The sequence below is a fragment of the Mesorhizobium sp. P160927 genome (assembly GCF_057766385.1).
On record NZ_JBYMDW010000001.1, the window covers coordinates 1,132,287 to 1,151,756 of the forward strand.

Below are 19,470 nucleotides of genomic sequence, written 5' to 3' on the forward strand. Positions count from 1 at the left end.
AAAAATGGGAAGAGAAACCCGAGGAGTTTTGATACAATGCGCAGATTCGCCACCCTTTTGCTCGCCGGCACGATCGCTGTCTCCGCGCTTGCCACGGCTGCTTATGCTGAAAACCCGATGGTCGGCGGCGCCGCCATGTTTGCCAACAAGACCATCGTCGACAATGCCGTCAATTCGAAGGATCACACGACGCTGGTCGCCGCCGTCAAGGCGGCCGGTCTTGTCGAGACCCTGCAGGGCGCCGGCCCGTTCACCGTCTTCGCGCCGACCAATGAAGCCTTCGCCGCGCTGCCTGCCGGCACGGTCGAGACGCTGCTCAAGCCCGAAAACAAGGACAAGCTCGTCAAGATCCTGACCTGCCATGTGATCGGCGCCAAGGCGATGGCGGCGGATGTGATGTCCATGGCCAAGGCCGATGGCGGCACGCACAAGGTCAAGACGGTCGGCGGCTGCGAGCTGTCGCTGAAGGCCGACGGTGGCAAGGTCACCGTCACCGACGAGAACGGCAATGTCGCCAATGTGACCATCGCCGATGTCGAACAGTCCAACGGCGTCATCCACGTCATCGACAAGGTTCTGCTCCCGAAGATGTGATCGGGCGGAAGATGTAACGAGGCGCTTGCCGCGGGCGAACCTGCTGCAAGAGCTCTCCGTTGACTGCGTTTTCTCGCTCACGTGATCCGCAATCGACACGCGTGCTCCGCGCCGTCCACGATCAAAAGTGGACGACGCGGAGTGTCGTTTGGGGCAACCGTCACCGGCTTTTGACTTTCGGGCGGCGGCATAGTTTGGCAAAACAGACGACAGGAGGAACTGGTCATGAATCGTCGCGACTTTCTTTTGAGCGGCGCCGCCGCCATCGGCGCCATTGGGGCCGCGGCGGCAATGCTGCGCATGGGCAGCCCGCAGGCCGCGCAGGCCGCCGAAAAATTCGAGGTCACCAAGACCGACGATGAGTGGAAAGCCATCCTGTCGCCGGCCGCCTTCAACGTGCTGCGCAAGGAAGGGACTGAATATCCAGGCACCAGCCCGCTGCTCAACGAACACCGCAAGGGCATCTTCGCCTGCGCCGGCTGCGACCTGCCGGTTTATCCCTCTGAGACGAAATTCGACTCCGGTACCGGCTGGCCGAGTTTCTGGCAAGAGATCGCCAATGGCATCGGCAAGACCGAGGACCGGTCGCTGGGCATGACCCGCACCGAAGTGCATTGCCGCCGTTGCGGCGGCCATCTCGGCCATGTCTTCGACGACGGTCCGGCGCCGACCGGCTTGCGCCACTGCATCAATGGGGTGGCGCTGACCTTCAAGCCCGCCACCGCCTGACGACCCAAGGCAATAAAAAACTCCGGGCTTTGCGGCCCGGAGTTTTTTGCGTGGTCAGGGCTTTTCGGGCGTGGACTGGAGGAGCTTCCCGAAAACCGTTGCCACGATTCCTTTGCTTCAGTGCCCGCCGCCTCCGCCACCACCTGGCGCGGCCGGCTTCTTGATCAGCATGGTGAAGAAACCCAGCGTCCCGAACAGCACGGTCAGCAGATAGAACACGTCCATGAAGGACAGCAGCGCCGCCTGTTGCTGGACCATGCCCGACAGCTTGGAGATCGCGGCACTGGTGGCGTCGAGGCCGGTGGTCTGCTCGAAATTCAGCGTCATGTTCTGCAGCTTGGTCTGCGCGGCGGCACTGCCCCACTGCACATGCTCGGAGAGCCGGGCATAGTGGAAGGCATTGCGGTCGATCAGCACCGTGTTGATGACGGCGAGGCCGACGGCGCCGCCGAGGTTGCGGGTCAGATTGAACAGTCCCGACGCATTCTTCAACCGGTCCGGCGGCAAGGTGCCGAGCGCGATGTTGTTGATCGGCACCATGCACAGCATCATCGAACAGCCGCGCAGGATCTGCGGAATGAGCAGCTCGTAGAAATCCCAGTCCGCGGTCAGGTGCGTCATCCACCAGGTACCGGTGGCGAAGCCGAACAGGCCGATCATCATCATCAGCCGCAGGTCCATCTTGCTCGACAGGATGCCGGATATGGGCGCGGTGACGAACATGGCCAGGCCGCTGACGAACAGCGCTTCGCCGATCATCATCGAGTCGTAACCGCGGATGCGACCAAGAAAAACCGGATAGAGATAGGTCAGGCCATAGAGACCGATGCCGATGACAAAGGAAAACAGCGAGCCGAAGGCGAAGTTGATGTTGCTGAACGCCCTGAGATCGACGATCGGCTCCTCGGCGGTGAAGACGCGCCAGAAGAAGATCACCGCGCCGATGGTCATGACGATGGCGCAGATGAAGACGCCCTGGTCCTGCAGCCAGTCATTGTTCGGGCCTTCTTCAAGCACGTATTCCATGCAGCCGAGGAAGGCGGCCATGCCGGCAAGGCCCCACCAATCGAACTTCGAGAACAGCTTGAGATTGGGCTTGTCGAAATCGATCAGCGACCAGGCCGCGGTCGCTACCAGGATGCCAGGCACGACATTGACCAGGAACAGCCAGTGCCAGGAAAAGGCGTGGCTGATATAGCCGCCGACGGTCGGGCCGATGGTCGGCGCCAGCGTCGCCACCAGGCCGATCATCGGCGAGACGATGGCGCGGCGCGAGGGCGGGAAGATGGTGAAGGCCGCGGCGAAAACGCTCGGGATCATGCCGCCGCCGATGAAGCCCTGCACGGCGCGGTAGACGATCATCTGGTCGATGTTGGTGGCGGTCGCGGCAAGGGCGCTCGCCGCGGTGAAGCCCGCCGCCGCGACGGTGAACAGCACGCGCGTCGACAGCATCCGGCTGAGGAAGCCCGACAGCGGGATCATGACCACCTCCGCGATCAGATAGGCCGTCTGCACCCACGGGATCTCGTCGGAGCTGGCGCTGAGACCGGCCTGGATCTCGGCCAGCGAGGCCGAAACGATCTGGATGTCGAGGATCGCCATGAACATGCCGAACACCATCGCCAGGAAGGCGATGACGCGGCGTGTCGAGATCGTGTCGGGGGCAGCCGGCATTGCCGGCGGCGATCCTGCGGTGATGGTTGCGGTTGCCATTTCCTGGCCCTCCTTGGGGCCTCGTTGAGAGCAGACCGGGCGGCTCGGTGCATCAGTCAGCCACCAAGCCGCCCTCCGAAAAGCGATCAGTTACTGGTGACGGCAGGCGCGGTACGGCTGTCGACGGCGACGACGACGCTCAAGCCCGCGCGCAGCTTGCCGGTCTTCAGCGCATCGGCCGGCACGTCGATGCGGACCGGGACGCGCTGCACCACCTTGGTGAAGTTGCCGGTGGCGTTTTCCGGCGGCAGCAGCGAGAACACTGCGCCCGAGGCCGGCGCCAGCGAGGAGACAGTCCCTTGGATGGGCTGGCCGTCGATAGCGTCGACCGAGATGTTGACCCTTTCGCCGGGCACGAGCCTAGCAAGCTGCGTCTCCTTGAAGTTGGCGACGATGTATAGCTTGTCCATAGGGACGACCACGGCGAGCTTCTGGCCGGGGCTGACCAGATCGCCCTGTTCTACGGAGCGGTTGCCGACAACGCCGTCATAAGGCGCCTTGAGCACCGTGAAGGAGAGGTCGCGCGCGGCCTTGTCACGACCGAGCTGCAGGGATGCCAGCGTGCTGGCGGATTCCGCGCGCTGTGCCTCGAGCACACCGATATTGGCCTGCGCGGCGGCGATCTGCGCGTCGGCGCCGACGAGCGCGGCATTGGCCTGGTCGAGCGCGGTCTGGGCGTCGTCCAGCTGTGCCTGCGTGCCGACATGGGTCTTGACCAGTTGCGCGGCGCGCTGCTGGGCGCGGCCGGCATTGTCGGCGGCGGCCCGATCTGCGACCTTCTGCGCCTGCGCCTGCTGCAGGGAGGCCTGCGCGGCCTTGGTCTGCGCGTCGATGCGGTCGAGTGTCTTGGCCAGCGTGGCGATCTGCGCCTCGGCCTGGGCAACGGCGATCTTGTAGTCGCCGGCGTCGATCGTCAGAAGCGGATCGCCGGCCTTGACCTTCTGGTTCTCGCTGACCAGGACCTGGTCGACATACCCGGAAATCTTGGGCGAGACGAACGCCATGTCGGCCTGGACATAAGCGTCATCCGTCGAGATCATGAAGCGGCCCGAGATCCAGTAGTCATAGCCATACCAGGCGCCGCCGCTCAGAAGGGCAAGGCCGATGATCGGCAGCAGGAAAGAGCGCACCGAGCGCTTCTTCTTGGCCGGAGCTTCTTCCGCCGGCGGCGGTGCGATGACCGGCCGGAGGGGAATTTCAGGGGCTTCCGTCGCCGGCGCGACCTTGGCATGGGGGAAAGGGCGGACTTCTGCTGATGTTGGCGCGGTCGAGGACATGACAACTCTCTAAAGTTATAATACTGAACCGTTCGGTTCGATCAGGCCGTTGACATAGCGCGTAAAGAAGACCATATCAAGGGGCAATCGAACCGGTTGGTTCGAATTATTTCGAGGTCTGACTTTTATGGTTGAGATTGTGCGCAACACCGAAACCGATCCGTGCGAAGACCTGCTGGACGGTCTGCGCCGCGGCCGCCCGGCCGCGGGACAGGATCCGGCCAAGCGCAGCCAGATCATCGATGGCGCCCGTCGTGTCTTCATCGAAAAGGGCTTCGAGGCCGCCTCGATGAACGATATCACCCGCGAGGCCGGCGTCTCGAAGGGCACCATCTACGTCTACTTCGCCAACAAGGAAGAGCTGTTCGAAGCGCTGATCGAGGAAGAGCGCGGCACCATCTTCAAGAACATGTACGACATGCTCGATCGCGCCGACGACTTGCGCCAGACGCTGGTGAAGTTCGGCAAGGTTCTGTCGATGAAGATCACCTCGGCCAGGGTCATCCAGGCGCAGCGTACGGTGATCGGCGCCTCCGACAGGATACCCGACATGGGCGCTCGCTTTTACGAACGCGGACCCAAGCGCGGCCATGACAAGGTGGTGACGTTTCTCAACGCCGCCATCGAGCGCGGCCTGCTAGAGATCGACGACGTCGACCTCGCCGCCTATCAGTTCACCGAACTGTGCCTTGCCGGTCTTTTCCGGCAGTGCATCTTCGCCTATCGCACCAAGGCCCCGACCCAGGACGAGATCGACCACATCGTCAGGTCGGGCGTCGACATGTTCCTGAAAGCCTACGGCACCCAAAGGCTCGTCGAGGACGAAAAAGCCGTGCCGCAGGCGTGAAGGCGGATCGGTATGGGCGATCCTAAGCTTCAGGATCAGATGCGGCGCATCGTGACGGACTTCAACGCCGGCCGCCACGAGCAGGCGCGGCTGCTTTGCGAGGAAGCTCTTGGCCGGACCGCGGACGACCCGGCTCTCAACCACCTTATGGCTGCACTTCTTTTCGCCAAGGGAGAGATATCGGGAGCCCGCATCCATATTCATGCAAGTCTGGCGGTCAGGACGGACAACGCATCCGCTCAATTGCTCGCCGGCCGCTTGGCGCGGGCGGCACGGGATTTTGACGAGGCGCTGTCCCATCTTTCACGTGCGGCGGCATTGGCGCCTGACGCTGCCGTGCTTGTCGAGCGGGCTCGAACGCTCGATGAGGCGGGCGACCGGATGCGGGCGCTCGAGGCGTGGCGGCAGGTGACACTTGCCGATCCCTTGTCGGCGGAAGCGGCGGCGCGTCTGGGCCGCATGCTGTTCGAGGACGGAATGCCTGCCGATGCGGCACCTTTGCTGGAGCGGGCCGTAAACGGCGACGCGCCGGCATCGGCATGGTTCGATCTCGCCCTTGTCAGGCAGGATCTGCATGATCATGTGGGGGCAGCGGCCGCCTATCGCCAAGCCTTGGAGATACGTCCCGACGACCCCGAGGCGGCGGTCAACCTTGGGGTGGCGCTGCAGGAGACGGGCGATATGGACGCCGCGATGGAGGCCTATCGATCGGCCTACGAGCAGCGCGCCACGACATTCGGCATTATCGCGATGGCCCTGACGTCAGCGCCGCAGGGCAAGCTTTGGATCGACCGCGAAACGTTGAAGGGCTTGCTTGGCGGCTAGAGAGCTCCAGGAAAAGTTCTAGCGGGCGCGCTTTACGCGAAACTGCTTCCGGTAGACGCCGGGCTCGGCAAGAACATCGGCGACCGTCTTTTCGTAGGAAGCCTTGCGCACGGCGTCGAAGCTTTCGAAAACGAGTTCGGGCGCGGCGCGTGGCACGGGAAAGCATTGCGCAACCGGCGTGCCCTTCGCCAGTACGCCCGAGAAACCCTGGTCGGTCCAAATTGCCGGGAAGTTGATGCCGGCGTCCTGGAAATGGTCAGCATCCACAACACCAGTCACCAGTCGGAAAGGAAGATCATCGCGGTTGACTGGATGAGTGGCGAAGAGGGACCAGCCTTCCTCCAGTTCGATCGTCCAGAAACTGTTGAACTTTATGGCCGCAAGCCCATTCGAGAGCGGTGCTCCGGCGAGCTGTTCGGCGACATGGAAGCTGAGCGGCGAACGCGGATGACCCTTCGTTGACGGCTCGGCGATGTCCCATCGCCATTCAAAGGCGCCGTTCTCCACTGTCACATCGCATGGCAGCAGGATCATGAAGCCATGTGTCATGGCATCGACGAAGGGCGGGCACTGCTTTACCGTCCGGATTTCTCGCCCATGGATTTCCGAAAAGGCTTTTGGAGGCATCTTGCGCAGCCAGTCAGGCAGCAGGCCGCGCGCCGGAACCGGCCGGGGCAGCGTTTCGGCAAGCGCGGGATCACAACGAAAAACGATACGCATCCGAATGCCCTCAAACGACGCTGCGATGCTGACGAATTGCCAAGGCCCGGTCAACGGATGCGCGCACGACGATTAGAACATAGTGCCAAAAAGTTTGAAGCGCTTTTCGGAAGACGTCATGCTCTATATCTTTGATTTAGAGGCGGATTCGAATTTCAGGTCGACTTGACCTTGAATCATGCGGCTCTAGCCGCCATTGGCGGCGAGCACGATCGCGGCCTGCAAATCCTCCAGGCCTTCGCCTTTTTCCGACGACGTCGCCAGCACGAACGGGAACGCCGCGGGACGTTTCTTGATCTTGGCCAGCGTCTCCTCGATCAGCCGCGGCACGCCGGCGGCCTTGATCTTGTCGGTCTTGGTCAGCACGACCTGGTAGGACACCGCCGCCTTGTCGAGCAGCGACAGCACTTCGTCGTCCTTGGCCTTGATGCCGTGGCGGGCATCGATCAGCACATAAACCCGCTTCAGCGTGACCCGGCCCTTGAGATAGTCGAAGACCAGCTTCGTCCACTCGTCGACCTTCTCCTTGGGCGCGGTGGCATAGCCGTAGCCCGGCATGTCGACCAGCGCCATTGGCGGCAGGTCGGCGCCCTCACCCGAAAATCCATCCGGCACGAAATAGTTGAGCTCCTGCGTGCGCCCCGGCGTATTGGAGGTGCGCGCCAGGCCCTTCTGGTTGACCAGGGCATTGATCAGCGACGACTTGCCGACATTGGAGCGGCCGGCAAAGGCAATCTCGGGCGGCCCCTCCGGCGGCAGGAACTTCATGGCCGGCACGCCGCGGATGAAGATCCACCCGCGCGTGAACAGGTCGGTGCCGATCGCGGTGCTGTTGGGAACGTTCAAGCTGCTGCCTCCAGAAGAGAAATATCGGCGCCCCTGATGGCGTCGAGGTTGCGGCCGATCTTGTCCACAGGCCAATCCCACCATGCCACTGCCAGCAGCCGCCGGATCGTCCTGTCGTTGAAACGCGTCTTGACCACTTTCGCCGCGTTGCCGGCGACGATCGCATAGGGCGGCACATCGTGCGTCACCACCGATTTGGCGCCGACGATGGCGCCATGTCCGATTTCCACGCCGGGCAGGATCACAGCCTCCATGCCGATCCAGACATCGCTGCCGACCTTCGTGTCGCCGCGCACTTCCTTCGACCACGTGGCCGGGTCAAAACCGTTTTCCCAACCATGACCGAAGATGTTGAACGGATAGGTCGAAAAGCCGGACATGGCGTGGTTGGCGCCGTTCATGATGAAGCGCGCGCCTTCGGCTATGGCGCAGAACTTGCCGATGATGAGCTTGTCGCCGATGAATGGATAGTGATGCAGCACGCATTTTTCGGCGAACTTGTCCGGCCCGTCGGGGTCGTCATAATAGGTGAAGTCGCCGATCTCGATATTCGGCACTGTCACCAGAGGCTTCAGGAAGCCGACGCGCGTGTGCATCGGGATCGGGTGCCTGATGCCGGGGTTGGGTCCGTCCATGTCGAAGTCCGTCCAGGAAGTGACAGCCACGCCGATCCGCAATCCGCGCGCCTGGTCAAAATAACGTGATCCGCCCTATAGCATCAATCGGCTGACGAGCGAGCCTTCCTTGCTCGACTGCTCATTTGTTGCCGCGGCAGATCACGATCGGATTGGACAGCGCGCTGTCGAACCCACTGCCCTGATAGACTTGCACGTTCGACGCTCCGGGCGGCAGCATGAAGCTGCCTTCGACGACCTTCTGATCGCCGGCCATCGTGTGGAGATCCCAGCTAAACGTGCAGAACTGCGGCGGCTGATCCTCTCGCTGGCTGCCATCCCGCTGGTGCTCCTGCTACGCAAACCGGAACGCCGGCCAAGATCGACCACAGCGCTGTCATGGAGTGACGCGGTGGAAGCGGTCGGAAATTGAGCGCCGCTCACGCCTATTCGTCCTCACAGGGCGTAAAAAGAAACCGGGGTCCCGTGAGGGACGACAGGACCCCGGCCCCGCCGATACGGCTTCCCAAGAAACATGGCACCTCGTCACGAGGCGGGGATGGCGGACCGAGAAAGCCCCAACGGCCTGCCAACGCCCCCTTTCGCCAGAAGCCGTTACTTCGGCAACAGCACCTTGTTGACGACGTGAATGACGCCGTTCGATTGGTTGACGTCGGCGATCGTCACCTTCGCCTCGCCGCCGGACTCGTCCATGATGTAGAGCTTGCCTTTCTTGATCTCGGCGGTGAGCGTGTCGCCGGAGACGGTCTTCATCTCGTATTTGCCGCCCATCGCCTTCGCCTTCTTCATCATCTCGGCGCCTGAAATCTTGCCAGCCACGACATGCGCGGTCAGCACCTTGGTGAGCTTGTCCTTGTTCTCGGGCTTCAGCAACGTATCGACGGTGCCGGCGGGCAGTACCGCGAAAGCTTCGTTGGTCGGGGCGAACACGGTGAACGGGCCCGCGCTTTGCAACGTGTCGACCAGGCCGGCGGCCTTCACGGCGGCGACCAGCGTCGTGTGATCCTTCGACTTGACCGCGTTCTGCACGATGTTCTTGGTGGCGTACATCGGCGCGCCGCCGACATTCGGGTTCTTGGCGTAGGCTGGGGCGGCAATCGCCATGCCGGCTACAAGGGCTGATACGGCGATGGTCCTGAATGTGGGCAAGCGCATGTGGTCTTCCTCCGGTGAGGGCTGATCGGAATTGATAGCCTTTGGAAACGCACAAGCAGTCACGCCCCGCGAGTGCTCGCAGTTTCGCCGATCACGGGAACGTGAACGAAGGCCTGCTCTAGACGCACCAAGCTTTTTCCACGGGCTGCGCATTGAGGACAGGCCGACCCGTCAGGCACTGGAATTAAGTCCGGACATTCAGATCCCGAAGGGGAATGTATCCGGTACCTTGCCGATGCTGCCAGCCGGCTTGCTGAGCGGCGTGACCGCGGACGTTCGATCGAACCAGACGAAGGCGTCGAACTGGCGGGAGACGGACGAGTCCATGTAATGGCTGAGCCGTTCAGTCTCCGGCCTGTAGATGACGCCGATATAACGTTCCGGTCTCGGCGCCGCGAGATCGTCGCCGAGCTGGCAATGGCGCCCAAAATCCAGCAGGAACGACGGTTTGCCGCTCTCGTGACAAAGCCGCTCGAAGCTGCCCGGCAGCGATGGATTTACGTCCTTTACCTCCATCTCACAGTCCCAATCCGAGGCACAGGCGACAGTACCGGTATCCGTCCCGAAGCCGATCAGCGCCGTCTGGTCACCGAAGCGCTCCCGGCAGAGCTGACCGACGTTCAGCTCGTCACGGACAGTGCCCATGTCGGTATGCCGCGCGTCCCCGATATGCGAGTTATGCGCCCACACCACGGCCTTCGAGTCCGGCCCATGCGCGTCGAGAAGCTGACCAAGCGTTTCGAACATGTGCCGATCGCGGAGGTTCCAGATCTCGGCGCCACCATAATACATCACGCGGTAGTAGCGCTCGGCCGATGCGACCAGACGTGCACTCTGCTTGGCGTCGAGGAGATCGCCGCCGTCCTCCGTCATGGATCGCTCGAACAGGTCCATGCACTGTCGCACAACGGCCTCTTCGCAGGTTCTATAGCCCGGCCGCAGCGCCGCGCGTCCGTAGGTGGTGGGCTCGTTCTGCCAGGGCATCAGACAGCCATAGCGCTCGCGGGCGACGGCGGCCGCTTCGGGATCGACCTTGTCCAGGTAGGCAAGCACCGTGGCGATCGAGCCGCTCATATTGTAGAGATCGAGCCCATAGAAGCCTGCTTTCCGCGCATGATCGAACACATTCCGGTTGTATTCACGCAGCCAGCCGATGAATTCGGACACCTCGGTGTTGCGCCACATCCAGGTCGGGAAGCGCCGGAAGAGCGGCTGCGCATCCGACTGCCGCTCCCCTCCGCGAACATACCGGTTGATCTGCGCCGCATCCGGCCAGTCCGCCTCGACAGCCACGATGGTGAAGCCGTGTCGCTGGAGGAGGCGTCGGGTGACAGCCGCACGGGCACGATAAAATTCCGAAGTGCCGTGGCTCGCTTCCCCGAGCAGGACGACGCGCCGGCTGCCGAACCGATCGAACATTGCGCCGAAGGCCGGATCGTCGATCTGCGGCAAATCTTCGGCCGCCCGCGCAATTCGCTGCGGCAATGGAGGAGAGCGTACCTCGCGCACCGAAGCGTTTTCGTCGTGCCCGCTATGCTCGCCGATCAGCGGCACGAACATGACACCACCGAGGTCCTCTTCCTCGAATTTGTTTGCAGCAATCCGCGTGACGCGAACGAGCCGCTGGGAGTAGAGGTCTTCACCGACCGGGATGATCAGCCTGCCGCCGATCTCCAACTGCTCCTGCAAGCCGAGGGGGATGGACGTTCCGGCGGCCGCGACGACGATGGCGTCAAAGGGTGCCTTTTCCTGCCAGCCCTTTGTGCCGTCGCCGACCCTGGCCTCGATATTTCGATACCCGGCGGCATTGAGCCGCCGCTCCGCCCGCTGCGCGAGCGATCGATGCCGCTCGATGGTGAAGACGTGTTCAGCAAGTTCGGCCAGCACGGCCGCCGCGTAGCCCGAGCCGGTGCCGATTTCCAGCACGCGATCGGTCGCCTCGATCTCGGCCGTCTCCGCCATTTTCGCCACGATGAAGGGTTGCGAGATCGTCTGTCCGCTGCCGATCGGCAGCGGGCTGTCCTCATAGGCAAATTCCTCGAAACCCTCGTCGACGAATTGCTCTCGCGCAACCCGGCGCACCGCATTCAGAACCCGCTTGTCATGCACTCCACGGCGCGCGATGTGCGCCTCCACCATCCGATGCCTGGCGTGCTCGAAATCCAGCATGAGAGTCTCCAATCAGGCGATTGATCGGATCGACGTCATCTCAAGAGCGAAGTCGTTTTCGGTGGCATTCGCACTCCCGGCTCCCGGGCACGGACATCCTATCTTCCACGGCAGCCCACGCCGATCGCGCAGGCTTATCGGTTGGTTCGCCCGGTCTGTCGGGGATTGACGCCGCCTTGCGGCGTGGTGCCGTTATCGACATCTCCCTTGAAAGTCTTCTCGCCGTCCAGTTCCTCGTCCTCGTCCAGAAGATTGCCTCCCTTGATCGTGCCCCTGGAGGCGCCAATTCCGGGATTCTGCTTCAAATCCTTGTTGGTGGGCTTGGCTGTCTTTGGGTGAATGTTGCTGCTCATCGGAATGCCTCTCTGCAAGTAGCATGTGATGAGGTCGATTCTTTGCACTGCCTTGGAGGGGCGCGCCGACCTGATCCTCCCACGGGAGCTTAGGAAGCCTTTTGCGCGAACTCTTGAACGCAAGTTATGTTCCATGCGGGACAATCCGGCAGCGGCGAGGTTCGGCTGATTTGCCGGCAATGACGGAGACCAGGAATATGCCCGCCCGGTCCCTGTTCTTGTCGCGTGCCGGGCCGCCGCATCGCTGAAACGAAAAAGCTGAGTCCTGTAGATCACAGGACCCAGCCGTCAAATCTGCTTGCTTGCCGAGACCGCCCAACTTTATGGCTCAGCCGGCCGGGGCGGGCTCTCTTGCCAAAGAGGCGCGGGCTATTCCGCCGGCGAAGGTTTCTTGCGGAACAGCGCAACCAGATTGTCCCACAGCTCGATCTTGGCGCCTTGCCGCTTCATGATCACGCCCTGCTGCAGGATCGACAGCGTGTTGTTCCAGGCCCAGTAGATGACGAGACCCGCCGGGAAACCAGCCATCATGAAGGTGAAGATGACCGGCATCCAGGTGAAGATCGCAGCCTGCGTCGGGTCCGGCGGGGTCGGGTTCATGCGCATCTGCAGGAACATGGTGACACCCATGATCAGCGGCCACACGCCGATCATCAGCATATGCGGCAGCGTGACCGGAACGAGCCCGAACAGATTGAAGATCGAGGTCGGATCGGGCGCTGCCAGATCCTGGATCCAGCCGAAGAACGGCGCGTGCCGCATCTCGATGGTGATGTAGAGCACCTTGTAGAGAGAGAAGAAGACCGGGATCTGCAGTGCCACCGGCCAGCAGCCGGCGAGCGGATTGATCTTCTCGGTCTTGTACAGCTCCATCATGGCCTGCTGCTGCTTCATCTTGTCGTCCGCGTATTTCTCGCGGATCTCGAGCATCTTGGGCTGCACCTTCTTCATGTTCGCCATCGACGCGTAGGACTTGTTGGCGAGCGGGAAGAAAATGGCCTTCACGATGACGGTGGTGGCCAGGATCGCCAGGCCGAAATTGCCAAGGAACTTGTAGAGCGTGTCGATCAGCCAGAACATCGGCTTGGTGATGAAGTGGAACCAGCCCCAGTCGATCAAAAGGTCGAACCGCTTGATATGGCGGTCTTCGGCATAGGCGTTGATCTTGCCGACTTCCTTGGCGCCGGCGAAGACCTCGGTCTCGACGGTCGCCGACTGGCCGGCCTCGACATTGATCGGGTCGGTCAGGAAGTCGGACTGGTAACGGTGGCGGCCATCCTCGAAATAGGCATAGCGCGGCTGGAACGGCTGCTTTTCGGTCGGCACCAGCGTGACGGCCCAATATTTGTCGGTGATGCCGAGCCAGCCGTCTGTCGACTTGCCGGGCTGGTACTGCTTGTCCTTCTCGACCGAGGCGTATTTGTGTTCCTGCAGGCCTTCCGTGCCGGTGAAGCCGATGAGGCCTTCATGCAGCACATAGGTGCTGGCGACGGCCGGCTTGTCATAGCGCGTGACACGGCCATAATTGAACAGCGAAACCGCGCTCGAGCCGGAATTCTGCACCGTGTCCGACACGGTGAACATGTAATTTGCGTCGACGGAGAAGGTGCGCTTGAAGGTCAGGCCCTTGTCATTGGTGTAGGTGAGCGTCACCGGCGTGGACGGGGTCAGCGTCGGATTGCCGTCCACGCTCCACGCCGTTTCGGCACCCGGCACCGCGCCGGTCTTGTCGTTGCCGACAAAGCCGATCTCGGCGAAATAGCCGGTGGGCAGCGCCTGCGGGTTGAGCAGCTCGATCTCGGGCGAATTCTTGTCGACGGTCTCGGTGTAGTGCTTGAGCTTGAGGTCGTCGAGCCGCGCGCCGGTCAAATTGATCGAGCCCTCGAGGCTCGGCGTGTCGATCTTGACTCGCTTGGATGACGCCAGCGCCTGATCGCGGCCGGCCACGGTAACCACGTCACCGCCGGGGGCGTTGGGAATGGCGCCGGGGGCGGTCGTGCCTGGGGCCGGTGTCGATGCGCCCGGATTGGCCGCATCGGCCGCCTTCTTCTGTTCCTCGACGCGCTGCTGCTCGATCTTGGCGGCCTCGCGCTGCGCCTCGCTGCGCGGCAGCACGTAGAAGTACTGCCATACCGCCAGGATCAGCACCGACAGGGCGATGGTGATGAAGAAGTTCCGGTTGTTTTCCATCGAGAGCCCTTGGCCTATCGTGTTCCGCGAAGTCGGCGGGAGAGTTCGGCCTTCAACTGGCCGAAAGGGGCGCGCAGCGCATCGTCGCGCCCGACGATGACATAATCATTGCCGGGCACCATGTCATCTGCGGCATGGACGCGGACGGCTTCTTTCAGCCGCCGCCTGACGCGGTTGCGCACAACGGCGTTGCCGACCTTCTTGGTGACGGTGTAGCCGACGCGCGGCACCCCGCCGTCGCCGCGGTCGAGGATCTCGACGAGGAAAAACCGTCCGCGTCGCTTTTCACCACGACGGGCGGCCAGGAATTCCGCGCGTTTCAGAAGCCGCTCGGGATTTTGCCCCACTGGCTTGCCGGTTGCGGGCAACGATCTCGTCTCGCTTAGGCGCTGAGCCGCTTGCGGCCGCGGTTGCGGCGAGCTGCGACGACGCCACGGCCACCCTTGGTGGCCATGCGGGCACGGAAGCCGTGCCGGCGTTTGCGGACGAGTTTGGACGGTTGGTAGGTACGCTTCATTTGTTTTAATACCGCGGGGTGCGGCCCTTCTTGATTCTGTCACTTTGTAACAGGAGCTTTGCCGGGCCGGTTTTGGCGCGATCGAAACCGCGCCGGGACGAATGGCCCGAGCGTGAGCGGGCTTATAGAAAGAAGGGTTTTGGAAGTCAATCCGGCGTCGGCGCCCTAAGGACGCACCTGTTTGGAGCATCTATTTTTCCGACCAAGGGAGAAATTGGCAAAAAAGCCGTAATCGCCTAATCTTGGCTGATCAAGTGATTGTGAAGATCGAGTCGCATGAGCGAAGCCAGCCAAGCAGGGGAAGGGACCGGACCGGCGTCAGCCGCTGTCCGCACGGTACCACTGTCGCGCGGTCTGTCGACGAAGCTGCTGCTGCTCACCATCGTTTTCGTGCTGCTGGCCGAAGTGCTCATCTTCCTGCCCTGGATCGCGAGCTACCGGCTGAGCTGGCTCAAGGAGAGGCTGAGCACGGCCGCAGCCGTGTCGATCGTGCTGGTGCAGGGCGAGTCGACCTCGCTGTCGCGTACGGCCCAGAATGACGTGCTGATGGCGATCGGCGCCAAGGCGATCGCGGTTCGCGACGGCGGCGTGTCGCGGCTTCTGGTGGTGGCCGACATGCCGCCGCAGGTCGATGAACACATCGATCTCGCCAGCGTCGGCATGGTCAAGGGCATGACCGGCGCGCTGGATACGCTGTTTTTCGGTGGCGACAGGATGCTGCGCGTCTTCGGACCCGTCGGCGACAGTGACAAGGAGTTCGAGCTGATCATGCCGGACTACTCGCTCCGCAAGGCCATGCTCATCTATTCGCGCAACGTCGCTTTCGTCTCGCTATTGATCTCGCTGTTCACGGCCATGCTGGTCTATGCGGCGATCGACCTGATCATGATCGGGCCGATCCGCACCATGACGCGCTCGATGCTCTCCTTCTCGGAAGCTCCCGACGACCCTGGACGGATCATCCGCCCCGCCGCCCGTTCCGACGAGATCGGGGTGGCCGAGCGCGAACTGTCGCAGATGCAGGAGCGGCTGCAAAAGATGCTGGCCGAGCAGAAGCATCTGGCCGACCTCGGTCTCGCCGTGTCGAAGATCAACCACGACATGCGCAACATCCTGGCCTCCGCCCAGCTAATGTCGGACCGCCTTCGCCTGATCAAGGATCCGACCGTGCAGGCCTTCGCGCCGAAACTGTTGCGCGCGCTCGACCGCGCCGTCTCCTATTCGGAGGGCGTGCTTCATTACGGCCGCACGCAGGAGCCGCCGCCGTCGCGCCGCAGAGTTAGGCTGCGCCAACTGGTCGAGGACGTGCACGGCCTGCTCGACATCGAGCAGGGCATCGAGTTCATCAACGCCGTCGAGATGGCGTTCGAGGTGGATGCCGATTCCGACCAGCTCTTCCGTGTGCTCACCAATCTTTGCCGCAACTCGGTGCAGGCGATGGCGGCCGATACCGAAAGCGCCGTGGTGCGGCGGCTGGCGGTCTCGGCCGAGCGCATGGGCAGCGTCAGCCGGATCGCAGTCACCGATACCGGCCCCGGCCTGCCGCCGAAGGCGCGCGAAAACCTGTTCGCGGCCTTCCGCGGCTCGGCGCGCAGCGGCGGCACCGGCCTTGGCCTGGCGATCGCGCATGAACTGATCAGGGCGCATGGCGGCACGGTGGAATTGGTTGAATCGATCGGCGGGCGCACCACATTCGCCGTCACCATCCCCGACCAGCCGGTGCGGCTCGACCAGGCCCGTGGCAGCCTACGCCGCCCGGCCTGACGGCCCCGTGCCGTTTCCCGGGATTACCCCTTCCTGACCCGCCGCTTTCCTCAACAGTTCCCGAACATCTGGATCAGGCCGGTCACAGCGGCTCGAAGTGCCGGCATCGGCGCCGGCATCGCCGCATGACAGGCTTGCGACAAAACTTTGCCGGATCGGCTTGCTTTTCGCAAATTCAGTCGTTAGGGAACTGCACACATTCGTGGCCGGTCTTTCGGACCGGATCGCGGGGCTGTCGAAAACATGGCCTGATGCGCGCCCGTAGCTCAGCTGGATAGAGCACCAGACTACGAATCTGGGGGTCAGGAGTTCGAATCTCTTCGGGCGCGCCAAATTTCCTAAGCTGCGGTTTGTTGGTTGCACGGCCGATGGCAGCGGCTCAGCCAAGTGCCGGCAACGCGCCGTTGACGCCTCACCCCACCGAGCGTGCCGCCGCCCGGCCGGCGCTACGGCCCGAGAAGATACAGCCGCCCAGGAACGTGCCTTCGAGCGCAGCGTAGCCATGCACGCCGCCGCCGCCGAAGCCTGCCGCTTCACCGACCGCATAGAGGCCAGGCACCGGCTGGCCGTCGGCATCGAGCACGCGGCTGTCGAGATCGGTCTGCAGGCCGCCGAGCGTCTTGCGGGTCAGGATGTTGAGGCGCACCGCGATCAGCGGACCGTTCACCGGGTCGAGCATCTTGTGCGGCTTTGCCGTGCGGATCAGGCGGTCGCCAAGATAGGCGCGCGCGCCGCGCAACGCGGTGACCTGCATGTCCTTGGAGAAGGGATTGTCGAGTTGCATGTCGCGGGCGCGAATCTCGCGCTCGACCGTTGCGACGTCTAGCAGCGGTTCGCCGCCGGCCAGCGCGTTCATGCGCGCGACCAGCTTCGAAAGATCGGACTCGACGATGAAGTCCTCGCCCTTTTCCATGAACGCCTTGACCGGAGCCGGGATGCCCGACGTGGCGCGACCGAGTACCTGGCGCCAGCTTTTTCCGGTCAGATCCGGGTTCTGCTCCGAGCCCGACAGCGCGAATTCCTTCTGGATGATCTTTTTCGTCAGGATGAACCAGGAATAGTCGAAGCCGGTGCCCATGATGTGGCTAAGCGTGCCCAGCGTGTCGAAGCCCGGATAGAGTGGCACCGGCAGGCGTTTTCCCCGGGCATCGAGCCACAGCGAGGATGGGCCGGGCAGGATGCGGATCGCATGGTCCGTCCAGATGGGCGCCCAGTTCTTGATGCCCTCGACATAGTGCCACATGCGGTCGCGGTTGATGAGCTTGCCGCCGGCTTGTTCTGATATGGCCAGCATGCGGCCATCGACATGGTCCGGCACGCCGGTGATCATGCGCTGCGGCGCGTTGCCCAGCCGCTTGGGCCAGTTTTCCCGCACCAGCTGATGGTTGGCGCCAATGCCGCCGGAGGCGACGATCACCGCCTGAGCTTGCAACGCGAAATCGCCTGAGACGTCGCGCGGGCTCTTGTGGCCGCGCTCGACAGGACTCGGTTGCAGGATGTCCCCCTGTACGCCGGTCACGGCCGCACCCGTCCGTGTCAGGGCATTGACTCGGTGACGAAACCTGAAGTCGATCAATCCACGCTTTTGCGCCTCGCGCACGCGCAGCACGAAAGGTTCGAGCACGCCAGGACCGGTGCCCCAGGCTATGTGGAAGCGCGGCACCGAATTGCCGTGGCCGATGGCGTTACCGCCGCCGCGCTCGGCCCAGCCGACGACAGGAAAGAATTTCAGCCCGCGCTCGATCAGCCAGGAGCGCTTCTCGCCGGCGGCAAAGCCGACATAGGCCTCGGCCCATTTGCGTGGCCAGTGGTCTTCCGGCCGGTCGAAAGCAGCGGTGCCCATCCAGTCCTCGAGCGCCAGGTCATGGGAGTCGCGGATGCGCATGCGCCGCTGCTCCTGTGAATCGACGAGGAAAAGCCCGCCGAATGACCAGAACGCCTGGCCGCCCAGCGATTGCTCCGGCTCCTGGTCGACGATGATGATTTTCTTGCCCGCTTCCGCAAGCTCGGCGGCGGCAACCAGTCCGGCAAGGCCGGCGCCGACAATGATCACATCCGCGTCGTCAGCCATTTTTCTTCCCCAGAATTAGCCGGCTATGTAAGGCGGGTTTCAGACGGTTTCCCAGCCGCCTGTGTCGCCGGCGCGGAAGATGGCGTCGATGACCTTCTGGTTGAGCACGGATTCCTCCAGCGTGAACACCCGCTCCTTGCCGCCAAGTGCTGCCCGCGCGAAGGTCTCGACTTCCAGCCGGTATTGCTGCGTGCCGGGAAAGCGGAACACCTGCGCCTCGGTGTGGTTCTGGTTGTGCAACTCGACGCGGTGATGGTCGTAGAGCCCGGCATTGAAGGGCGAGAACAGTTCGATGAAACCCTTCTCGCCGTGGAACACCATCACCTGCCGCGCCGCCATCTGCGTCGACAGGTAGAAGGACAGTTCGAAATCGCCGAAATCGGCGCGGATCGATGAATAGATGTCGGTGCCGAATGTCTTATCGCGCTCGATCGTCGCCTGTACGCGCAGCGGCTCCTTGCCGGTCGAAAAGCGCGTCGACACGGTCGGGTAGACGCCGATATCGGGCAGCGCGCCGCCGCCGAGATCGAGCTTGTTGCGCATGTTGTTGGGGTCGACATTGTAGTAGGAGAAGGCGCCCTGCACATGGCGCAGCCGGCCGATGGCGCCGCTGGCGATGAGATCACGTACCTTGATCCATTGCGGATGGTAGATGACCATGAAGGCTTCGCAGACCAGCACCTTCTTCTGGTCGCGCAGCTTGATGAGGGGGGCGATGTCCTTGGCATCGAGTGCCAGCGGCTTTTCAACCAGCACATGCTTGCCTGCTTCGATGGCTTTTTCAGTCCATTCGACATGCTGCGAAGTCGGCAACGGGATGTAGACGCCGTCAACCTCGTTGGAAGCGAGCAACTCCTCATAGGAGCCGAACGCATGGCGCGCGCCAAAGCGGTCGCCCAATGCCTTGGCCTTCGACAGGTCGCGGCTGGCGATCGCCGACAGGACGCCGTTCTCCGCTTCGACGATTGCCGGCAACAGCTGCTCGCGGCCGATCTTGGCCGTCGACAACACACCCCATCGGAACATCACGCTTCTCCATGTCGATTACAGGCAATGAGGTTTGCC

The 19,470-nt window shown here is 62.9% G+C and carries 19 protein-coding genes and 1 tRNA gene; 6 read left to right on the forward strand and 14 right to left on the reverse strand.

What is annotated here, in order from left to right; genetic code table 11:
- The first annotated feature begins 36 nt into the window (after positions 1-36).
- Complete coding sequence (locus AC3CB8_RS05775) at positions 37-594, forward strand: fasciclin domain-containing protein (RefSeq protein WP_023781802.1); 558 nt, start codon at positions 37-39, stop codon at positions 592-594.
- 225 nt (positions 595-819) lie between these two features.
- Positions 820-1,323, forward strand: a complete 504-nt coding sequence (gene msrB / locus AC3CB8_RS05780; protein WP_023781801.1) for a peptide-methionine (R)-S-oxide reductase MsrB — start codon at positions 820-822, stop codon at positions 1,321-1,323.
- Positions 1,324-1,440: 117 nt separating this feature from the next.
- Here msrB and AC3CB8_RS05785 read toward each other — a convergent pair whose 3' ends face one another.
- Both AC3CB8_RS05785 and AC3CB8_RS05790 read right to left on the reverse strand, forming a co-directional pair.
- Positions 1,441-3,036: a DHA2 family efflux MFS transporter permease subunit gene (locus AC3CB8_RS05785; protein ID WP_023772304.1), complete on the reverse strand. Its 1,596-nt coding sequence runs from the start codon at positions 3,034-3,036 to the stop codon at positions 1,441-1,443.
- Positions 3,037-3,122: 86 nt separating this feature from the next.
- Positions 3,123-4,313: an HlyD family secretion protein gene (locus AC3CB8_RS05790; protein ID WP_023793114.1), complete on the reverse strand. Its 1,191-nt coding sequence runs from the start codon at positions 4,311-4,313 to the stop codon at positions 3,123-3,125.
- A 127-nt stretch (positions 4,314-4,440) separates the two neighbouring features.
- Between AC3CB8_RS05790 and AC3CB8_RS05795 the strand changes: the two genes are divergently transcribed.
- Together AC3CB8_RS05795 and AC3CB8_RS05800 are read left to right on the forward strand one after the other, a co-directional pair.
- On the forward strand, positions 4,441-5,160 hold the full coding sequence (locus tag AC3CB8_RS05795; RefSeq protein ID WP_023793113.1) for a TetR/AcrR family transcriptional regulator: 720 nt from the start codon (positions 4,441-4,443) through the stop codon (positions 5,158-5,160).
- A gap of 12 nt (positions 5,161-5,172) precedes the next feature.
- The gene (locus tag AC3CB8_RS05800; RefSeq protein WP_023793110.1) at positions 5,173-5,985 is read left to right on the forward strand and encodes a tetratricopeptide repeat protein; all 813 of its coding nucleotides are present in this window, start codon (positions 5,173-5,175) and stop codon (positions 5,983-5,985) included.
- Between the two features lie 18 nt (positions 5,986-6,003).
- Here the strand turns inward: AC3CB8_RS05800 and AC3CB8_RS05805 are convergent, their stop codons facing one another.
- The 10 genes from AC3CB8_RS05805 to rpmH form a co-directional block, all read right to left on the reverse strand.
- Positions 6,004-6,705 carry a hypothetical protein gene (locus tag AC3CB8_RS05805; RefSeq protein ID WP_023772308.1) on the reverse strand — a complete coding sequence of 234 codons (702 nt, stop codon included), beginning with the start codon at positions 6,703-6,705 and terminating at the stop codon, positions 6,004-6,006.
- Positions 6,706-6,891: 186 nt separating this feature from the next.
- On the reverse strand, positions 6,892-7,551 hold the full coding sequence (yihA, locus tag AC3CB8_RS05810) for a ribosome biogenesis GTP-binding protein YihA/YsxC (RefSeq protein WP_023772309.1): 660 nt from the start codon (positions 7,549-7,551) through the stop codon (positions 6,892-6,894).
- Complete coding sequence (locus tag AC3CB8_RS05815; RefSeq protein ID WP_352564484.1) at positions 7,548-8,186, reverse strand: CatB-related O-acetyltransferase; 639 nt, start codon at positions 8,184-8,186, stop codon at positions 7,548-7,550. Before AC3CB8_RS05815 ends, yihA begins: the two co-directional genes overlap by 4 nt.
- Before the next feature lie 121 nt (positions 8,187-8,307).
- A complete protein-coding gene (locus AC3CB8_RS05820; RefSeq protein WP_023772311.1) occupies positions 8,308-8,442 on the reverse strand; it encodes a hypothetical protein in 135 nt (44 codons plus the stop codon).
- Positions 8,443-8,780: 338 nt separating this feature from the next.
- Positions 8,781-9,341, reverse strand: coding sequence for a fasciclin domain-containing protein (locus AC3CB8_RS05825; RefSeq protein ID WP_023772312.1), 561 nt, complete (start codon positions 9,339-9,341; stop codon positions 8,781-8,783).
- Positions 9,342-9,539: 198 nt separating this feature from the next.
- Positions 9,540-11,510 (reverse strand): protein-L-isoaspartate(D-aspartate) O-methyltransferase, encoded by a 1,971-nt coding sequence (locus AC3CB8_RS05830; protein ID WP_352594893.1) that lies wholly within the window; start codon positions 11,508-11,510, stop codon positions 9,540-9,542.
- 134 nt (positions 11,511-11,644) lie between these two features.
- The gene (locus AC3CB8_RS05835; protein WP_352564396.1) at positions 11,645-11,863 is read right to left on the reverse strand and encodes a hypothetical protein; all 219 of its coding nucleotides are present in this window, start codon (positions 11,861-11,863) and stop codon (positions 11,645-11,647) included.
- Positions 11,864-12,232: 369 nt separating this feature from the next.
- Positions 12,233-14,053, reverse strand: a complete 1,821-nt coding sequence (gene yidC / locus AC3CB8_RS05840) for a membrane protein insertase YidC (protein WP_352564394.1) — start codon at positions 14,051-14,053, stop codon at positions 12,233-12,235.
- Between the two features lie 14 nt (positions 14,054-14,067).
- The gene (gene rnpA, locus AC3CB8_RS05845; protein WP_352564392.1) at positions 14,068-14,421 is read right to left on the reverse strand and encodes a ribonuclease P protein component; all 354 of its coding nucleotides are present in this window, start codon (positions 14,419-14,421) and stop codon (positions 14,068-14,070) included.
- Between the two features lie 14 nt (positions 14,422-14,435).
- The gene (gene rpmH, locus AC3CB8_RS05850; RefSeq protein WP_008833937.1) at positions 14,436-14,570 is read right to left on the reverse strand and encodes a 50S ribosomal protein L34; all 135 of its coding nucleotides are present in this window, start codon (positions 14,568-14,570) and stop codon (positions 14,436-14,438) included.
- Between the two features lie 276 nt (positions 14,571-14,846).
- On the opposite strand from rpmH, the gene AC3CB8_RS05855 reads away from it, so the two are divergent.
- On the forward strand, positions 14,847-16,334 hold the full coding sequence (locus AC3CB8_RS05855) for an ATP-binding protein (protein WP_023781793.1): 1,488 nt from the start codon (positions 14,847-14,849) through the stop codon (positions 16,332-16,334).
- 255 nt (positions 16,335-16,589) lie between these two features.
- A tRNA-Arg gene (locus tag AC3CB8_RS05860) sits at positions 16,590-16,666 on the forward strand.
- A gap of 80 nt (positions 16,667-16,746) precedes the next feature.
- Here the strand turns inward: AC3CB8_RS05860 and AC3CB8_RS05865 are convergent.
- Both AC3CB8_RS05865 and AC3CB8_RS05870 read right to left on the reverse strand, forming a co-directional pair.
- Complete coding sequence (locus AC3CB8_RS05865; protein WP_352564390.1) at positions 16,747-18,405, reverse strand: FAD-binding dehydrogenase; 1,659 nt, start codon at positions 18,403-18,405, stop codon at positions 16,747-16,749.
- A 39-nt stretch (positions 18,406-18,444) separates the two neighbouring features.
- A complete protein-coding gene (locus AC3CB8_RS05870; protein WP_023772318.1) occupies positions 18,445-19,431 on the reverse strand; it encodes a Gfo/Idh/MocA family protein in 987 nt (328 codons plus the stop codon).
- Positions 19,432-19,470 lie beyond the last annotated feature (39 nt).

Bases quoted from the DNA above. Each gene is read 5' to 3' on its own strand.
- AC3CB8_RS05775 (WP_023781802.1), top strand. From the start codon at position 37: ATGCGCAGATTCGCCACCCTTTTGCTCGCCGGCACGATCGCTGTCTCC.
- msrB (WP_023781801.1), top strand. From the start codon at position 820: ATGAATCGTCGCGACTTTCTTTTGAGCGGCGCCGCCGCCATCGGCGCC.
- AC3CB8_RS05785 (WP_023772304.1), bottom strand. From the start codon at position 3,036: ATGGCAACCGCAACCATCACCGCAGGATCGCCGCCGGCAATGCCGGCT.
- AC3CB8_RS05790 (WP_023793114.1), bottom strand. From the start codon at position 4,313: ATGTCCTCGACCGCGCCAACATCAGCAGAAGTCCGCCCTTTCCCCCAT.
- AC3CB8_RS05795 (WP_023793113.1), top strand. From the start codon at position 4,441: ATGGTTGAGATTGTGCGCAACACCGAAACCGATCCGTGCGAAGACCTG.
- AC3CB8_RS05800 (WP_023793110.1), top strand. From the start codon at position 5,173: ATGGGCGATCCTAAGCTTCAGGATCAGATGCGGCGCATCGTGACGGAC.
- AC3CB8_RS05805 (WP_023772308.1), bottom strand. From the start codon at position 6,705: ATGCGTATCGTTTTTCGTTGTGATCCCGCGCTTGCCGAAACGCTGCCC.
- AC3CB8_RS05815 (WP_352564484.1), bottom strand. From the start codon at position 8,186: ATGGACGGACCCAACCCCGGCATCAGGCACCCGATCCCGATGCACACG.
- AC3CB8_RS05820 (WP_023772311.1), bottom strand. From the start codon at position 8,442: ATGGCCGGCGATCAGAAGGTCGTCGAAGGCAGCTTCATGCTGCCGCCC.
- AC3CB8_RS05825 (WP_023772312.1), bottom strand. From the start codon at position 9,341: ATGCGCTTGCCCACATTCAGGACCATCGCCGTATCAGCCCTTGTAGCC.
- AC3CB8_RS05830 (WP_352594893.1), bottom strand. From the start codon at position 11,510: ATGCTGGATTTCGAGCACGCCAGGCATCGGATGGTGGAGGCGCACATC.
- AC3CB8_RS05835 (WP_352564396.1), bottom strand. From the start codon at position 11,863: ATGAGCAGCAACATTCACCCAAAGACAGCCAAGCCCACCAACAAGGAT.
- yidC (WP_352564394.1), bottom strand. From the start codon at position 14,053: ATGGAAAACAACCGGAACTTCTTCATCACCATCGCCCTGTCGGTGCTG.
- rpmH (WP_008833937.1), bottom strand. From the start codon at position 14,570: ATGAAGCGTACCTACCAACCGTCCAAACTCGTCCGCAAACGCCGGCAC.
- AC3CB8_RS05855 (WP_023781793.1), top strand. From the start codon at position 14,847: ATGAGCGAAGCCAGCCAAGCAGGGGAAGGGACCGGACCGGCGTCAGCC.
- AC3CB8_RS05865 (WP_352564390.1), bottom strand. From the start codon at position 18,405: ATGGCTGACGACGCGGATGTGATCATTGTCGGCGCCGGCCTTGCCGGA.
- AC3CB8_RS05870 (WP_023772318.1), bottom strand. From the start codon at position 19,431: ATGTTCCGATGGGGTGTGTTGTCGACGGCCAAGATCGGCCGCGAGCAG.